10 protein-coding genes and 1 riboswitch are annotated in these 14,621 nt (G+C 72.2%); of the genes, 4 read left to right on the forward strand and 6 right to left on the reverse strand.

Annotation, left to right across the window (positions count from 1 at the left end):
* Positions 1–347: 347 nt before the first annotated feature.
* A complete protein-coding gene (locus ACFULQ_RS38695; RefSeq protein ID WP_383553465.1) occupies positions 348–701 on the forward strand; it encodes a hypothetical protein in 354 nt (117 codons plus the stop codon).
* On the opposite strand, the gene ACFULQ_RS38700 is transcribed toward ACFULQ_RS38695, so the two are convergent.
* Both ACFULQ_RS38700 and ACFULQ_RS38705 read right to left on the reverse strand, forming a co-directional pair.
* Positions 679–1,662, reverse strand: coding sequence for a tellurite resistance/C4-dicarboxylate transporter family protein (locus tag ACFULQ_RS38700; RefSeq protein ID WP_383553468.1), 984 nt, complete (start codon positions 1,660–1,662; stop codon positions 679–681). The two genes, ACFULQ_RS38695 and ACFULQ_RS38700, sit on opposite strands and share 23 nt — an antisense overlap.
* A 203-nt stretch (positions 1,663–1,865) precedes the next feature.
* Complete coding sequence (locus tag ACFULQ_RS38705; protein WP_383553471.1) at positions 1,866–3,026, reverse strand: NlpC/P60 family protein; 1,161 nt, start codon at positions 3,024–3,026, stop codon at positions 1,866–1,868.
* 8 nt (positions 3,027–3,034) lie between these two features.
* A riboswitch (cyclic di-AMP (ydaO/yuaA leader) is annotated at positions 3,035–3,194 on the reverse strand.
* A 320-nt stretch (positions 3,195–3,514) separates the two neighbouring features.
* Here ACFULQ_RS38705 and pcrA point away from each other — a divergent pair.
* Positions 3,515–5,998, forward strand: coding sequence for a DNA helicase PcrA (gene pcrA, locus ACFULQ_RS38710; protein ID WP_383553474.1), 2,484 nt, complete (start codon positions 3,515–3,517; stop codon positions 5,996–5,998).
* 86 nt (positions 5,999–6,084) lie between these two features.
* On the opposite strand, the gene ACFULQ_RS38715 is transcribed toward pcrA, so the two are convergent.
* Both ACFULQ_RS38715 and ACFULQ_RS38720 read right to left on the reverse strand, forming a co-directional pair.
* Positions 6,085–7,662: a M23 family metallopeptidase gene (locus ACFULQ_RS38715; RefSeq protein WP_383553517.1), complete on the reverse strand. Its 1,578-nt coding sequence runs from the start codon at positions 7,660–7,662 to the stop codon at positions 6,085–6,087.
* Between the two features lie 269 nt (positions 7,663–7,931).
* The gene (locus ACFULQ_RS38720) at positions 7,932–8,801 is read right to left on the reverse strand and encodes a lipase family alpha/beta hydrolase (RefSeq protein WP_383553477.1); all 870 of its coding nucleotides are present in this window, start codon (positions 8,799–8,801) and stop codon (positions 7,932–7,934) included.
* Between the two features lie 551 nt (positions 8,802–9,352).
* Here ACFULQ_RS38720 and ACFULQ_RS38725 point away from each other — a divergent pair.
* Entirely contained in the window at positions 9,353–9,769 is a 417-nt protein-coding gene (locus tag ACFULQ_RS38725; protein WP_383553480.1) for a cobalamin B12-binding domain-containing protein, read from the forward strand.
* A 132-nt stretch (positions 9,770–9,901) separates the two neighbouring features.
* Here ACFULQ_RS38725 and ACFULQ_RS38730 read toward each other — a convergent pair whose 3' ends face one another.
* Together ACFULQ_RS38730 and ACFULQ_RS38735 are read right to left on the reverse strand one after the other, a co-directional pair.
* Positions 9,902–11,512, reverse strand: coding sequence for a DUF5691 domain-containing protein (locus tag ACFULQ_RS38730; RefSeq protein WP_383553482.1), 1,611 nt, complete (start codon positions 11,510–11,512; stop codon positions 9,902–9,904).
* A gap of 79 nt (positions 11,513–11,591) precedes the next feature.
* Positions 11,592–12,947 carry an SWIM zinc finger family protein gene (locus tag ACFULQ_RS38735; protein WP_383553485.1) on the reverse strand — a complete coding sequence of 452 codons (1,356 nt, stop codon included), beginning with the start codon at positions 12,945–12,947 and terminating at the stop codon, positions 11,592–11,594.
* 157 nt (positions 12,948–13,104) lie between these two features.
* Here ACFULQ_RS38735 and ACFULQ_RS38740 point away from each other — a divergent pair, with 157 nt between their 5' ends.
* Positions 13,105–14,235, forward strand: coding sequence for an AAA family ATPase (locus ACFULQ_RS38740; RefSeq protein ID WP_383553487.1), 1,131 nt, complete (start codon positions 13,105–13,107; stop codon positions 14,233–14,235).
* Positions 14,236–14,621: the final 386 nt, after the last annotated feature.

The following is a 14,621-nucleotide window of genomic DNA, read 5'->3' on the forward strand; positions in this document are numbered from 1 at the left end:
GGGCCGCACAGGGGGAGCGGACCCGCCGCCGGACCTTCTCGGCGGTGGTGGCCGACTGCCGCCCCTGGCCCGGGCGGCGGTGGGGAGCCGGTCACCTGGTGGAGGACGCTAAACCTGAGCGTGTCCGGGAGGTAACGCGTTGTGCGGAAGTGCCGCCAGGGGACCGCCGGGTGACCGAAGGTGACCATGATCGCGGGGTGGCGTCGTCGACTTCGCGCGGTGCGCTGACCGAAGTCGGGATTCTCGGACGCGCGGGAGGTTTGGAGTGCTATGGGCCGCATATATGCAAGATCTGCCGAAGGGGCCGGTGCGGGCGTCCACAGGGGCCCCGCATAGGCTCCGGCCTCATGGACGTACTCATCCATCTCTTCGTGGGCCTGCACATCATCGGCATCGCCTCGCTGCTCGGCGGCTTCCTCACCCAGATGAAGGCGATGGGCCAGGGCACCGCCCGGTTCGTCCCCGCGATGCTGCACGGCGCCGCGACCATGCTGGTCACCGGGGTGATCCTGGTCGGCCTCAACCAGGCAGACGACCAGCACGTCAACAACATCAAGATCGGCGTGAAGCTGGCCCTGCTGATCGTGATCCTCGGACTCGTCTATGTGAAGCGTGACGACGAGAAGATCGACAAGGGGCTGTTCGGCCTGGTCGGCGCGCTGACCACGGCCAACGTCTTCATCGCGGTGCTGTGGACCTGAGAGCGGCACGCGCCTCGGCGACCGCCCCCGCGGCGACGGCCAGCCAGGCCGCCACCGCCACCCACAGCAGCACCTCACCCGGCGTCCTCAGCCACGAGACGTCCAGGGCGTCCGAGACCGACAGCGTCGCCGCCGCGACCATGCCCATCGGGAAGACGGTGGCCCAGCGCCGCACGTCGTAGCGCGGCCGCGGCCACAGGCACTCGGCCGTGAGCAGCACGGCGTACCAGGCCAGGACGAGCACCAGCAGGGTGGCGGTCACCGCGCGCAGCACGCCGAGGTCGTCGTCGTTCCACAGGTACAGGGACGCGCTGTCGGCGGCGATCAGCCTCGCGCCGGCCAGCGCGGAGATCGCGAGCGCGCCGCCCGCGATCCAGTGGTCACCGTGACTCTCCAGCACCTGGCGCGGGTCGAAGCGGAAGAGCGCGACGCCGTAGAGGACCAGGCCGAGCCAGAACAGCACGAGCGCGGTGTGTGCGAGCCAGGCCGCCGATTCGGCCGCCGCGAGGGTGGCGCCGAGCACCGCGAGGCCCTGGGTGGCCACACAGCCCAGGAACACCCCGCCGGGCATCCGCCGCGTCCAGTGGCTCATGACGAGCACGATCAGCACCGGCCACAGCAGCGCGGCCAGCGCCAGCAGGGCCTCGGCCAGCGGCTGCCGGCCGTGTGCGGAGAAGCCGGCGCCGAGGACGGTGGTCGCCGCCACGGCCGTCAGAGCGCCCGGTGTCTCGGCCTCCGCGACCCATCGCGCCCGCTCCCGCAGCAGTCGTACGGCGAAGTCGGCGGCCAGTCCCAGCCAGGCCGCGCTGCCGAGCACCAGGGCGATCCGGGACAGCGTCTCGTGGCCGGCCTGATGCAGGCCGACCGACAGGATGGCCGTCGCCATCACGGCGGCCCCGGCGGCGGGCGGGTGCCGCGTCCACCAGACGCGCAGGGGGGAGTGCGGGGAGGTACCGGCCATGGACCGATGCTAGGAAGCTCCGCGCGCCCGGGGAGGGGGGCGCGCACGCGCGCGTGGGGAAATACGCGCGGGCGCAGGAGCCCGGCCCGCGCTGAAAGGGGCCCCTACAGGGCGCGTTCTGCGTGACCGCCCTATAGGTGCGATTCACGGAACCGCACCTATAGGTGCCGCGTTTCGGCGGACCGGCCCTGTGGGACGGGACCTCAGGCCGGCCGTACCACGCTGTGGATCGCCGACTCGCCGTCGTAGTAGATCGACTCCTCGCGGACGTACGCGCCCGGCTTGGGGGCGTGGATCATCATGCCGTTGCCGATGTAGAGGCCGACGTGGCTGATGTCGTCGTAGAAGAAGACCAGGTCGCCGGGCTGGGCGTCGGCCAGGGAGACCGTGGTGCCGGCGTTGACCTGGTCGTAGGTGACGCGGGGGAGGGTGACGCCGGCGGCCTTCCAGGCGGCCTGGGTGAGGCCCGAGCAGTCGTAGGAGCCGGGGCCGGTGGCGCCCCAGACGTACGGCTTGCCGATCTGCGCGCGGGCGAAGGCGAGGGCCTTGGCGGCCTTGGTGGCGTACGAGGAGTCGGTCACCGTCGACGAACCGGTGGTCGACGAACCGGAACCCGACGCGCTCTCCTGGGCGGCGGCCTCCTGTGCGGCCTTTTCCGCGGCCGCCTGCTGCCGCGCCAGCTCCGCGGCCTTGCGGGCGGCCGCCTCCTGCTTCTCCTTCTCGATCGCCGCGAGGCGCGCCTTCTCCTGGGCCGTCAGCTCCGACAGCAGCTCGCGCGCGTCGGCGAGCTTCTTCTGGACGGTCGCCTTCGCGGTCTTCAGGTCGCTCTGCGTCTCGGTGAGCGACTGGAGGCTCTGGGAGGCCTCCTGACGCTTCTTCATCGTCGCCGACTGCTCGGAGACGTAGTCGTCGACCGCGCCCTTCTGACGGCTCGTGAGGCGGCCCATCAGCTGGGTCTGGTCGAAGTAGTCCTGCGGGGTGTCGGCGAGCAGGAAGGTCGCGGTGTCCGGCGCGGCGGCGCCGGTGCGGTACTGCGCGGCGGCGAAGGAGCCGAGTTCCTCGCGCGCCTGGTTGAGCTTCTCGGTGCGCTGCGCGACGTCGTCGAGGAGCGTGTCGACCTGCTTGCGCTGCTTGGTCGTCTTCTCCTTGGCGGCGTTGTAGCTGTCGGTCGCCGACTCGGCCTGGCGGTAGAGGTCGTCGACCTTCTTCTCGACCTCTTCGAGACTGGGTCTGTCATCGGCCGGCGCGGCGTTCGCCGACTGGGACAGCAGGGCCACGGAGGTGAGGGCGGCCGTCGCGAGGGCCGGGGTCCGTATGCCTGCTACGCGCGTACCAGCGGGACGCGACTTGCGGTGCGACGCCAAGGGAGGCGACTCCTTCCGTGCTCCGCCTACCGGGTTAGCTGTCGGGTTCGGGCGGGAAGGGTTGCCCTACGGCGCTCCCGTGGGCGGGAGTCGGCCGATTCACCCCGGGTTCGGTGGGTCCCCGGCTCCGGGCGCACGGCGGCGCTGCGGACTCGGCGGAGGCCGCGCGGCCCGGCGACGTTCGCCGGTGGGGGTCGTACGGCCTACCGGGAACGGTAGCCAACGGGTGTGGCCCGTGTGAAGGTTGATGTTCGATATGCCCGATACATTTTCGTGACCTAAACCTCGGGCGGTGGTCCGCGCGGCCAATCCGGAGGTATCTGCCATGACTTGGGCGTATTTTCACTGGAGTGACGCGACAGGGTCCATGTCTCGGCCTGGTCGATCGCGGAACGTGACGGGTCGGTCGCGGAGTGCGCGTGGCGGTTCCGGTGATGTTCTCAGGGCGGCGGCCGGGTGTCAGTGGGGCACCCTAGACTCGGAGAGCGATGAGCAGCCTCTTTGACGACAGCTTCCTGGCGGACCTCCAGGCCCCTCGCGGGCACGCGGAGGAGCCCCCGCCGCCGCCCGAGGACGAGCACGTACCGGAACCCGTTCCGGACGACCTGTTCGGCGGGAAGTTCGACGTGCCGCCGGACCGGGACGCCTACTACCGCGACGGCGCCCCACGCCCGGTGCTGGACCCGGCCGCGCTCCTGGACGGGCTGAACGAGAACCAGCGCGCCGCCGTCGTGCACTCCGGCACCCCGCTGCTCATCGTGGCCGGCGCCGGCTCCGGCAAGACCCGCGTGCTCACCCACCGCATCGCCCACCTCCTCGGCGAGCGCCAGGTCCACCCGGGCCAGATCCTCGCGATCACCTTCACCAACAAGGCCGCGGGCGAGATGAAGGAGCGCGTCGAGCAGCTCGTCGGCCCGCGCGCGAACGCGATGTGGGTGATGACCTTCCACAGTGCGTGCGTGCGGATCCTGCGCAGGGAGTCGAAGAAGCTCGGCTTCACCTCGTCCTTCTCGATCTACGACGCCGCCGACTCCAAGCGGCTCATGGCGCTGGTCTGCCGCGACCTGGACCTCGACCCCAAGCGGTACCCGCCGAAGTCCTTCAGCGCCAAGATCAGCAACCTGAAGAACGAGCTGATCGACGAGGAGGACTTCGCCGCCCAGGCCGGCGACGGCTTCGAGAAGACCCTCGCCCAGGCGTACGCCATGTACCAGTCGCGGCTGCGCGAGGCCAACGCCCTCGACTTCGACGACCTGATCATGACGACGGTCAACCTCCTCCGCGCCTTCCCGGATGTCGCCGAGCACTACCGCCGCCGTTTCCGGCACGTCCTCGTCGACGAGTACCAGGACACCAACCACGCCCAGTACGCGCTGGTCAGGGAGCTGGTCGGGACCTCCGAGCACCCGGTGGACGTACCCCCGAGCGAGCACGACCTGCCGCCCGCCGAGCTCTGTGTCGTCGGTGACGCCGACCAGTCGATCTACGCCTTCCGCGGCGCGACCATCCGCAACATCCTCCAGTTCGAGGAGGACTACCCGGACGCGACGACGATCCTCCTGGAGCAGAACTACCGCTCCACCCAGACGATCCTCACCGCCGCCAACGCCGTCATCGAGCGCAACGAGTCCCGGCGCCCCAAGAACCTGTGGACCAACGCGGGCGCGGGCGCGCGCATCACCGGCTATGTCGCCGACACCGAGCACGACGAGGCGCAGTTCGTCGCCGACGAGATAGACCGTCTCACCGACGCGGGCGACGCCAAGGCCGGCGATGTCGCCGTCTTCTACCGGACCAACGCGCAGTCCCGTGTCTTCGAAGAGGTCTTCATCCGCGTAGGCCTGCCCTACAAGGTCGTCGGCGGCGTCCGCTTCTACGAGCGCAAGGAGGTCCGGGACGTCCTGGCCTACCTGCGCGTCCTCGCCAACCCGGAGGACTCCGTGCCGCTGCGCCGGATCCTCAACGTCCCCAAGCGGGGCATCGGCGACCGCGCGGAGGCGATGATCGACGCCCTCTCCCAGCGCGAGAAGATCAGCTTCCCGCAGGCACTCAGGCGCGTCGACGAGGCGTACGGCATGGCCGCGCGCTCCACCAACGCCGTCAAGCGGTTCAACGTGCTGATGGAGGAGCTCCGGACGATCGTCGAGTCCGGCGCGGGCCCGGCCACCGTCCTGGAAGCCGTGCTCGAACGCACCGGCTACCTCGCCGAGTTGCAGGCCTCCACCGACCCCCAGGACGAGACCCGCATCGAGAACCTCCAGGAACTCGCCGCCGTGGCCCTGGAGTTCGAGCAGGAGGCCGGCGAGGACGAGGAGCCGGGCTCGCTCTCCGACTTCCTGGAGCGGGTCGCGCTCGTCGCCGACTCCGACCAGATCCCCGACGAGGACGAGGACGGCTCCGGCGTCATCACCCTGATGACCCTGCACACCGCCAAGGGCCTGGAGTTCCCGGTCGTCTTCCTCACCGGCATGGAGGACGGCGTGTTCCCGCACATGCGCGCCCTCGGCCAGACCAAGGAGCTGGAGGAGGAGCGGCGCCTCGCGTACGTCGGCATCACGCGCGCGCGTGAGCGGCTGTATCTGACCCGGTCCTCGCTGCGCAGCGCGTGGGGGCAGCCGTCGTACAACCCGCCCTCGCGCTTCCTGGAGGAGATCCCGGCGCAGCACGTGGACTGGAAGCGCACGGGGCCGACCGCCGCCCCCGCGGGTCCGGTCTCCGGGGTCGCCGCCTCGCTGTCGTCCTCGCGCTCCCGTTCCTCGGCGTCGGGCGCGTCCGGGTTCGCCACGCGCAGGACCTCGGAGAAGCCGGTGGTGTCGCTGGCCGTCGGCGACCGTGTCACCCACGACCAGTTCGGGCTCGGCACGGTGGTCGGGGTCAAGGGCACGGGCGCGAACGCCGAGGCGACCATCGACTTCGGAGAGGCGAAGCCGAAGCGGCTGCTGCTGCGGTACGCGCCGGTGGAGAAGCTGTAGTTCAGCTGGAGAAGGTGTAGTTCAGGCGGCGCGGGAGGGCGCTGGGCCCGGGAAGTCGTGCCGGGTCCAGCCGGTCCGTGGCCGGGTTACGTCGGGTCCAGCCCGTGGCTGCGCAGCCACGGCAGCGGGTCTATGGCCGAACCGCCCGCCGGGTGCACCTCGAAGTGCAGGTGGGGGCCGGTCGAGTTGCCGGAGTTGCCGGAGTACGCGATCGGGTCGCCGGCCTTGACGGTCGTACCGGAGGAGACGCGGTAGCTGGAGAGGTGGCAGTACCACGTCTCCGTGCCGTCCTTCGCCGTCACGACCATCATGTTGCCGTAGGCGCTGTTCCACTGCGTGCGCACAGTGCCGTCGGTGGCGGCCATCACCGTGGTGCCGTACGACACCGGGAAGTCGATGCCGGTGTGGACGGACATCCAGTTGACGCCGGCCTGGCCGAAGTAGGCGCTCAGACCCCGCTGGGCGACCGGAAGCGCGAACTTCGGGCGCAGCCGCTCCTTGCGGGCCGCCTCCTCCGCCGCCTTCTTCTTCTCGGCCACCTGCTGGGCCTTGAGGTCGATGCGTTCCTGGGTGCGGCTGGCCCGGTCGGCGAAGTCGTCGGCACCGGCCGAGAGGCTCTCGAGCTGGCTGTCCAGCTTGTTGTTGGCGATGGCCGGCTGGACGGCGGTCGGGTCCGCCAGGGTCTTCGCCGTCCCCTGTCCGTCACCGGTCAGCGTGCCGACCGAGGCGGCGGCGATCCCGGCGACGCCCATGACGCACGCCGAGGGCACGGCGATCGTCAGCAGCGCGGAGCGCTTCGCGGGCGTACGGCGGCGGGAGCGGTTGGCGTTGCGCGCGGCGACGCGGGAGCCGGGGGCGGGCGTCACCGCGGCCGGGGGAGCCTCTTCCTGGTCGTCCAGGAGCCGGCTGTCGGGGTCGTCGTGGACGGCGGGCATCTCGCCGGTGCCGGTGAGGGGGGCGTCGGCCGACTCGCCGTCGTGGGAGGTGTGCTCGGCGTACGCGTCGCCGTAAGGATTCGCCTCGTCGTACGCGTGAGCCTCGTCGTAGGCGTGGCTTTCGGCGTAGGCGTGGGTCTCGTCGTACGCGTGGCTCTCGTCGTACCCGGACTGCTCGAAGGCGGTCGTCGCCTGCGGGTCGGCGGCCGTGCCGTCGGAGTTCCACTGCGTGGCGTCGTACGCGCCGGTGTCGAAGGTCTGCGTGCCCCATTCCCACTGCTGGGTGGGGTCGGCCGGGGCGGCGGAGTGGTCGGGCTGCTGCCAGGTGCTCGCGTCCCACTGGCCGCTGTGGTCGGGGCTGCCCGACTGCGGGGGGATCGCGGCGAGGTGCTGCTGGCCGGCGCCCCACTGCGTCGCGTCGTACGCGCCGGTGTCGTAGGCGGCGTGGTGCTGGGCCGCGTACATGTCGTAGTTCAGGGTCTGGTGACCGCCGGTGTTCCACGTCGAGGCGTCGTACGAACCGGTGCCGTCGCCCGGCATGTGGCCGAAGAGCGGGTCGGTCTCGAAGGTGCCGGTGGTGTGGGCGCCCGCGCCCGGGGTACCCGCGGCTGCGAAACCGTTGGCGTCGTAGCCGCCGTACGTGGTGAAGTCGCCGTACTGGGCCTCCTGGGTGCCGTACGACGCATAGGGCGACGAGTCGGCGTCGGAAGCCGGAGCCGGGGTGGTCATTGTCCCCGACGGGTGACGGTCGTTCACCAACTTCTCTTTCGCCTCGACAACAGGGGCTGCCAGAGCAGTGCGGCGACTGTACCCGGCGGTACGCGGGCGCGACAATCTTCAACTGGTTTCGGGCGCGCAGGAAACGGGCATTCGGCCGTGTTTCGGGGGAGTGCGGGCGGGACTTTGGCTCTGTGTTCGAGAGTTGTTCGATGTCGATTCCCGGTCCGGCGGCTGTCGACGAGCTGTCGGCGCCCTGTGTTCGCTGGTCGATACGACCGTTACGCCACGGTCAGCCCACTTGTGCGGCCTGCCGCCTCCTCTCCGGGCCGCGCGGTGTCGAGCACCTGCCGTATGCCGTTCGCCACGGCGGGGTGCACGGGCAGGGCGAGATGTCCGATCCCGCTCACCCGGACGTTCTCCGCCCGCAGGTCGGCGTGGTCGATGCAGGCGGTCTCCAGCGGGTCCATCAGGTGGTCCAGGTCGCTCCAGAAGCTGACGAAGTGCGTACGGCATCCGGGGGCCGGCTGGGTGAGCTCCTCCAGCAGGTCCGAGCCGGGGCGCATCTGGCGCACGATCGGGTGCGCGTTCGCCAGCGGCACCACCCGGGTGCCGGAGTGCGGGGTGCCGAGCGTGACCAGCGTGCGTACCCTGGCGTCGCCGCCCAGGCGCTGCACGTAGTACCGGGCGATCAGGCCGCCGAGGCTGTGGCCGACGACGTCGACCTGCCGGCTGCCCGTGCGCTCGCAGATTCCCTCTATGTGGCGGCCGAGAAGCTCCGCCGCCACGCGGATGTCGCAGGTCAGCGGCGAGTAGTTCAGCGACTCGATCTGCTGCCTGCCGTGCTGGGCGAGGCTGCGGCGCAGGAGGACGAAGACCGAGCGGTTGTCGATGAAGCCGTGCAGCAGCACGACCGGCGGCTTGGCCTCGGTCGGCAGCTGCGCGGCGCCGTCCTCCGGGGAGGGCAGCGGCGGCAGCGGGGAGCGGCGCTCCTGGGCGATGCCGGAGGGGTAGAGGAGGAGGTGGCCCGCGAGGATCGCGATTTCCAGGGCGGTCGCCTTCAGGAGGGCCAGGGAGAGTCCCGCCAGCCTGCCTGGGAGCAGGCGCTGACAGAGGGGGAGCAAGGGCAGCGCCGCCTTGGTGACCTTCATGGCCGACCTCCTGTCGGCACACGGGAGGACAGCTCCGTCCCCCGTGTGCGCTCGTGGGCAGTCGCGGCGAAGGTCGTCGTCGACGGTGCACGAGGGGGGCGCGGGGGGGCGGGTGGGGTGTGCGGCGCGGGGTTCCGGGGTCGCCGGAGGTGGTGTCGACAGGGCGGAGGGGGTCTGTGGTGCTGGGGGTGCCTGTCGTGTGGGTGGTGTCTTTGGTGCGGATGGTGCGGATGGTGCGCCGGTGACGTGAGGTGTGTCCCTGTCGGTGTGGCGACGAGGCTCCCCGTTGTCGTGCCCTGCCTGTCCTGCGTGCCCTTCGTGTCGTCGCCGGGGCGACGCACCGCCGTGGCGCGCGGCCTGCGGCGCGGCGGTGCGACGACCTCGTTGCGGCTCCCGAACGTGTCCCACGATGAGATTTCCCCCTCCGTGTCCGCCGCGAAACTGCCGGTCGCGGGATGGTGGCGATAACGTTCGTTCACGTTCCCGGTCTCTGCGGTACTAGTCGGTAGGAATGGATCAGGAATGGACGCAGTCGCTTCATGGAGGCAGTGATGGGTGAGGCAGCCGGTCCGATCCGCGTGGTGGTGGCCAAGCCGGGGCTCGACGGCCACGATCGCGGAGCCAAGGTGATCGCGAGGGCGCTGCGGGACGCGGGCATGGAGGTCATCTACACGGGGCTCCACCAGACCCCCGAGCAGATCGTCGGCACCGCGATCCAGGAGGACGCCGACGCGATCGGCCTCTCCATCCTCTCCGGCGCCCACAACACGCTCTTCGCGGCGGTGATCGACCTGCTGAAGGAGCGGGACGCGGCGGACATCCTCGTCTTCGGCGGCGGCATCATCCCTGAGGCCGACATTCCGGCGCTGAAGGAGAAGGGTGTCGCGGAGATCTTCACGCCGGGGGCGACGACTCAGGCGATCGTGGACTGGGTGCGGGGGAATGTTCGGCAGTCGGCGGGGGCGTAGGGGTAGCGGGCCTTTTGTGCTGGCTGACGGTCGGTGGGGGCTGGTCGCGCAGTTCCCCGCGCCCCTGGGTGGGTGGCGGTCAGGTCGGTCCGCTCGCACTGGTTCCGCCGTACGGGCATCAGGTGGCCCCCGCTACTCGCCTCCCAGCTCCTCCGCCATCGCACCCCGCAACCGCAGCGTCGTCACCAGGCGCTGGAACGCCTCCGCCCAGTAACCCCCCGCTCCCGGGCTCGCGTCCTCGGCCTCGTCCGGTACCGCCATCAGGCCCTCCAGCCGACCCGCCTCGCCCGGATCGAGACACCGCTCCGCCAGCCCCATCACCCCGCTGAAACTCCACGGGTAGCTCCCCGCGTCCCGGGCGATGTTGAGCGCGTCGACCACCGCGCGCCCCAGCGGCGCCGCCCACGGCACCGCGCACACCCCGAGCAGTTGGAACGCCTCGGACAGTCCGTGTGTCGCGATGAAACCCGCCACCCACTCGGCCCGCTCCTGTGCCCCCAGCGTGCCGAGCAGTTTCGCCCGCTCGGCCAGCGACACCGCCCCCGGCCCGCCGGCCTCCGGCGCCGACGGCGCCCCGAGCAGGGCACGGGCCCACCGGGCGTCCCGCTGCCGTACGGCGGCCCGGCACCAGGCCGCGTGCAGTTCGTTCCGCCAGTCGTCCGTCACGGGGAGCGCCACGATCTCCTCGGGGGTGCGTCCACCGAGCCGATCCGGCCACACCCCCAGCGGCGCCGCCTCCACCAACTGCCCGAACCACCAGGACCGTTCGCCCCGCCCCGAGGGCGCCTTCGCCACGACGCCGTCGCGCTCCATGCCCGGGTCGCACTCGTGCGGTGCCTCGACGACGATCGTCGGCGTGGCCGCGGTGCGGTCGACGGCCACGCACGCCTCGGCCCTGACCGCCATCCGCGCCGCCAGCGCCGAACCCGGCAGTGCCGACAGCAACTCCGCCGCCGTGGCCCGCACATTGCGGCTCCGGTCGGCGAGCGCCTGCTCCAGGAACGGTTCGTCGTCCGGGCTCAGGCCCGTGCGCAGGGAGTCGAGGAACATCAGCCGGTCCTCGGCGCGCTCGGTCGCCCAGGTCGTCGCGAGCAACTCGCGCGCGGCGGCGGCCTCCCGGGCCCGTATCGCCGCGAGGAGCGCGACCCGCTCGGCGAACAGCCCCTCCTCCCAGAGCTGTCGCACCGCCGCGGTGTCCTCCGCAGGGGGCAGCGCGGTCCCGCCGCCCGGTGTCGCGCGCAGGGCGAACCGCCAGTCCGGGTTCAGCCGGGCGAGCCAGATGGCCCGCGGTCCCGCGAAGGCCAGTGCCGCCGGCCGCAGGTCCGTACGGCCCCGGGCCGCGTCCAGCAGGGCGGGCAGCAGGTGCGGGGGTGCCGCGTGCCCACGGGCGTTCGCCGTCGAGAGCCACTGCGGCAGCAGCTCCATCAGATCCGGTGCCGTCCCCCGGCGGCTGCCGCCGCCCGCGCCGGGCCGGTCGGCCAGCAGCATCGAGAGCCGGCGGGCGGCAGCGGCGGGCAGCGCGGGGCGCGGGTCCTCGGGCGCGGGCCGCGGGCGTTCCGCCGCGCGCGTGGGCCGCAGCCCGGCCCGTCGCCGTACGGTCTCCACGGCCGCCGCGTCCAGCAACGCCGCCGGTGCGTCGGCTCCGGGTGCGACGCCGGGCGGGGTACGGCGCGCGGTGCCGAGCAGCGCCGAGGTGACGAGCTCCTCCCAGGCGTCCGGGGCGGGGGCGGAGGTCTTGTTCATACGGTTCCTTCCGTCCGGTCGGGATGGGAGCCTCCGTGCCGCACGGGCACGTGCTTCCGGTTCGGCTGTGTCACGTCGGTCAGCACAGCTGCACCGCCTCTCCCGTGCCCTCCGGCCAGGCCGTCAGCGGAGTGAAGCCTCGGTGGCCGCACTCGCCGAAGACCTTGACCGGGGAGCCGCCCGAGAGGGCGACCAGGCGCCACAGGCCGGGGCGGGAGCGGGCGGAGGCGGTGACGGGCAGGGCCGAGTCGCCGTCGGCGTCCGCCAGTTGCCAGGAGTCCCCGGCCGGGGCCGGTACGACCCGGTCCAGGGTCACGGGGACGGAGTCCAGCCACGGGTCGTCCCGCAGCGCCTCGCCGTACCGCGCGGCCGCCTGTTCGGTCGACACACCCGGTGGCCGGGCCGTCGAGGGCGCGGGCGGGGCGAACTGCTCGCCGAGGGCCGCGCGCAACTGCCCCTTGCCGGGGTAGGCGGACACCTCCGCCTCCAGCTCCAGCCCCACCGGCAGGGCCAGCTCGGGGGCGCGGCCCGCGGCGCCGTAGGAGAGGAGCAGCGCGGTGCGGCCCGAGTCCGTGCCGTGCAGCCAGATCCGGCGGGTGGTCAGACGGGTGTCCGCCGTGTCGTACTGGGCGAGGACCAGCCAACGGTCCCGGAGCGACGGTCCGTCGGCCGAGGCGGGCAGGCCGATGCGGGAACGGACCGTCGACGCCAGTCCGTCCGGCAGCCGCTCGCGGCGCAGCCAGCCCTGGTCGAGGAGGTGGATGAGGGCGCACTCCTCCAGCAGCCGCACCGGCCAGCCCGGTCCGGACGACGGGATCGCCCCCAACTCCCGCACCCGGGCGGCGAGTCCCGGGGCCTGGGCGTCGACCATGCGGGCCGCCGTCTCCTCCCACATGGCATACCCCGCCTGCTCCGCCCCCGCCAGACCGCCGCGCAGCAGGTCAGCCAGCCGCTGCTCCAGCTCCGTGGCCCCCGCGGTGATCCGCACGGCCCGGCGCTCCGCCCTGCGCCGCGCCGCCTCCGGATCACCGGACCCGGCGCCGGAACCGCCTGCGTCCGCCGCCCGCTTCTCCTGCGCCCGCTGCCTTCTCCCCTCTATCCACTGCTCCGCCCAGTCCGGCGCCGACCCCGCCGGCACCGCACCCTCCCCGCCCGCCCAGAGCAGCAGCAGCCCGAGCGCGTGCTTGCACGGGAACTTGCGGCTCGGGCAACTGCATTTGTACGCGGGCCCCGCGGCGTCCGCGATGTCGATGACCGTCTGATACGGCTTGCTGCCACTGCCCTTGCACAGCCCCCACACCTTCCCCTCCTCGGAACTGCCCGCCTCGGACCACGGCCCGGCCGCACCGAGTTTGCTTCCCGCTTTGCGTGAGGCGGCGTCAGGAGCCAGTGCCAGCACCTGATCCGCCGTCCAGCGCACCCCCTGCTGAGTCATGCCATCGAAGGTAGATCCCCCCACTGACAATCGGCCCCGGACCGACGGCCCCCCGGACCCCCGCGAGCACGTTTCCGCAGGTCGGATCGGATTGTCAGTGGCGTGGTGCACGGTTGGTGGCAGATCCGAACCGGCCGAGCTGGAGGGGGCCTCAGCCATGACTGTGTCTGTTGAACCGATGTCCGTGGAACCGAAGCGCGGGGAGCCGGCCGAGGCGTTGCGGCCGCATGCCGAGGAAGCCTTCGCCGTAGAGCTCGCCGCGCTGGCCGCACAGGACGACCGACCGCGCCCGGCCCGCTGGAAGCTGTCGCCGTGGGCGGTGGCGACGTACCTGCTCGGCGGCACCCTGCCCGACGGCACGGTGATCACCCCGAAGTACGTGGGCCCGCGCCGTCTCGTCGAGGTCGCCGTCACCACGCTCGCCACCGACCGCGCCCTGCTCCTGCTCGGTGTGCCCGGCACCGCGAAGACCTGGGTCTCCGAGCACCTGGCCGCGGCGGTCAGCGGCGACTCCACCCTGCTCGTGCAGGGCACGGCGGGCACCCCGGAGGAGGCGATCCGCTACGGCTGGAACTACGCGCAGCTGCTCGCCAACGGCCCGAGCCGCGACGCCCTCGTGCCCAGCCCGGTGATGCGGGCCATGGCGGAGGGGATGACAGCGCGGGTGGAGGAGCTGACGCGCATCCCGGCGGACGTGCAGGACACGTTGATCACGATCCTGTCCGAGAAGACGCTGCCGATACCGGAGTTGGGCCAGGAGGTGCAGGCGGTCCGCGGCTTCAACCTCATCGCCACGGCCAACGACCGCGACCGCGGGGTCAACGACCTCTCCAGCGCCCTGCGCCGCCGTTTCAACACGGTCGTGCTGCCGCTGCCGGAGAGCGTCGAGGCCGAGGTCGACATCGTCTCGCGCCGCGTCGACCAGATCGGCCGTTCCCTCGACCTGCCGGCCGCGCCCGACGGCATCGCCGAGATCCGCCGGGTGGTGACGGTCTTCCGGGAACTGCGTGACGGCGTGACGTCCGACGGCCGCACCAAGCTCAAGTCGCCCAGCGGCACGCTGTCGACCGCCGAGGCCATCTCGGTCGTCACCAACGGCCTCGCCCTCGCCGCCCACTTCGGCGACGGCGTCCTGCGGGCCGGCGATGTCGCCGCGGGCATCCTCGGCGCGGTCGTCCGCGACCCGGCGGCCGACCGGGTCATCTGGCAGGAGTACCTGGAGGCGGTCGTCCGCGAACGGGACGGCTGGAAGGACTTCTACCGGGCCTGCCGCGAGGTGAGCGCGTGAGCGACGACGTGGGGTGGGGTGCCGAGGGGTGCTGACGGGTGCGGAGGCAAGGGGGATGGCTGTGACGGGCGTTGAGGTGTACGGCGGCGGGGGCGGGGTCCGGATGGTCGGCGAGGACGACTCCAAGTGGCCTCGGCGGGGAGGGGGTTGGCGTGACGGGGGTCGGTGAGGTCGGTGATGCCGGGCGTGGCGAGGCGAGCGGCTTCGGTGGGCAGGGCAGTGGGGGTGTGAGCGGGGCCGGGAGCCAGGGGAGCGGGGGTGTGAGCGGCGTCGGTGTTGACGCTGGCGAGGGGGTGAGCGGCGGTGCTGCGCGCAGCGGCGGTGCTGTGCGGGGTGGCGAGGGTGTGGGCGATGGCGCTGTCCGCGGCGGCGAAAGTGCGCGCGTC

Source organism: Streptomyces sp. NPDC057253 (genome assembly GCF_042669125.1).
In the GTDB taxonomy this organism is placed as follows: domain Bacteria; phylum Actinomycetota; class Actinomycetes; order Streptomycetales; family Streptomycetaceae; genus Streptomyces.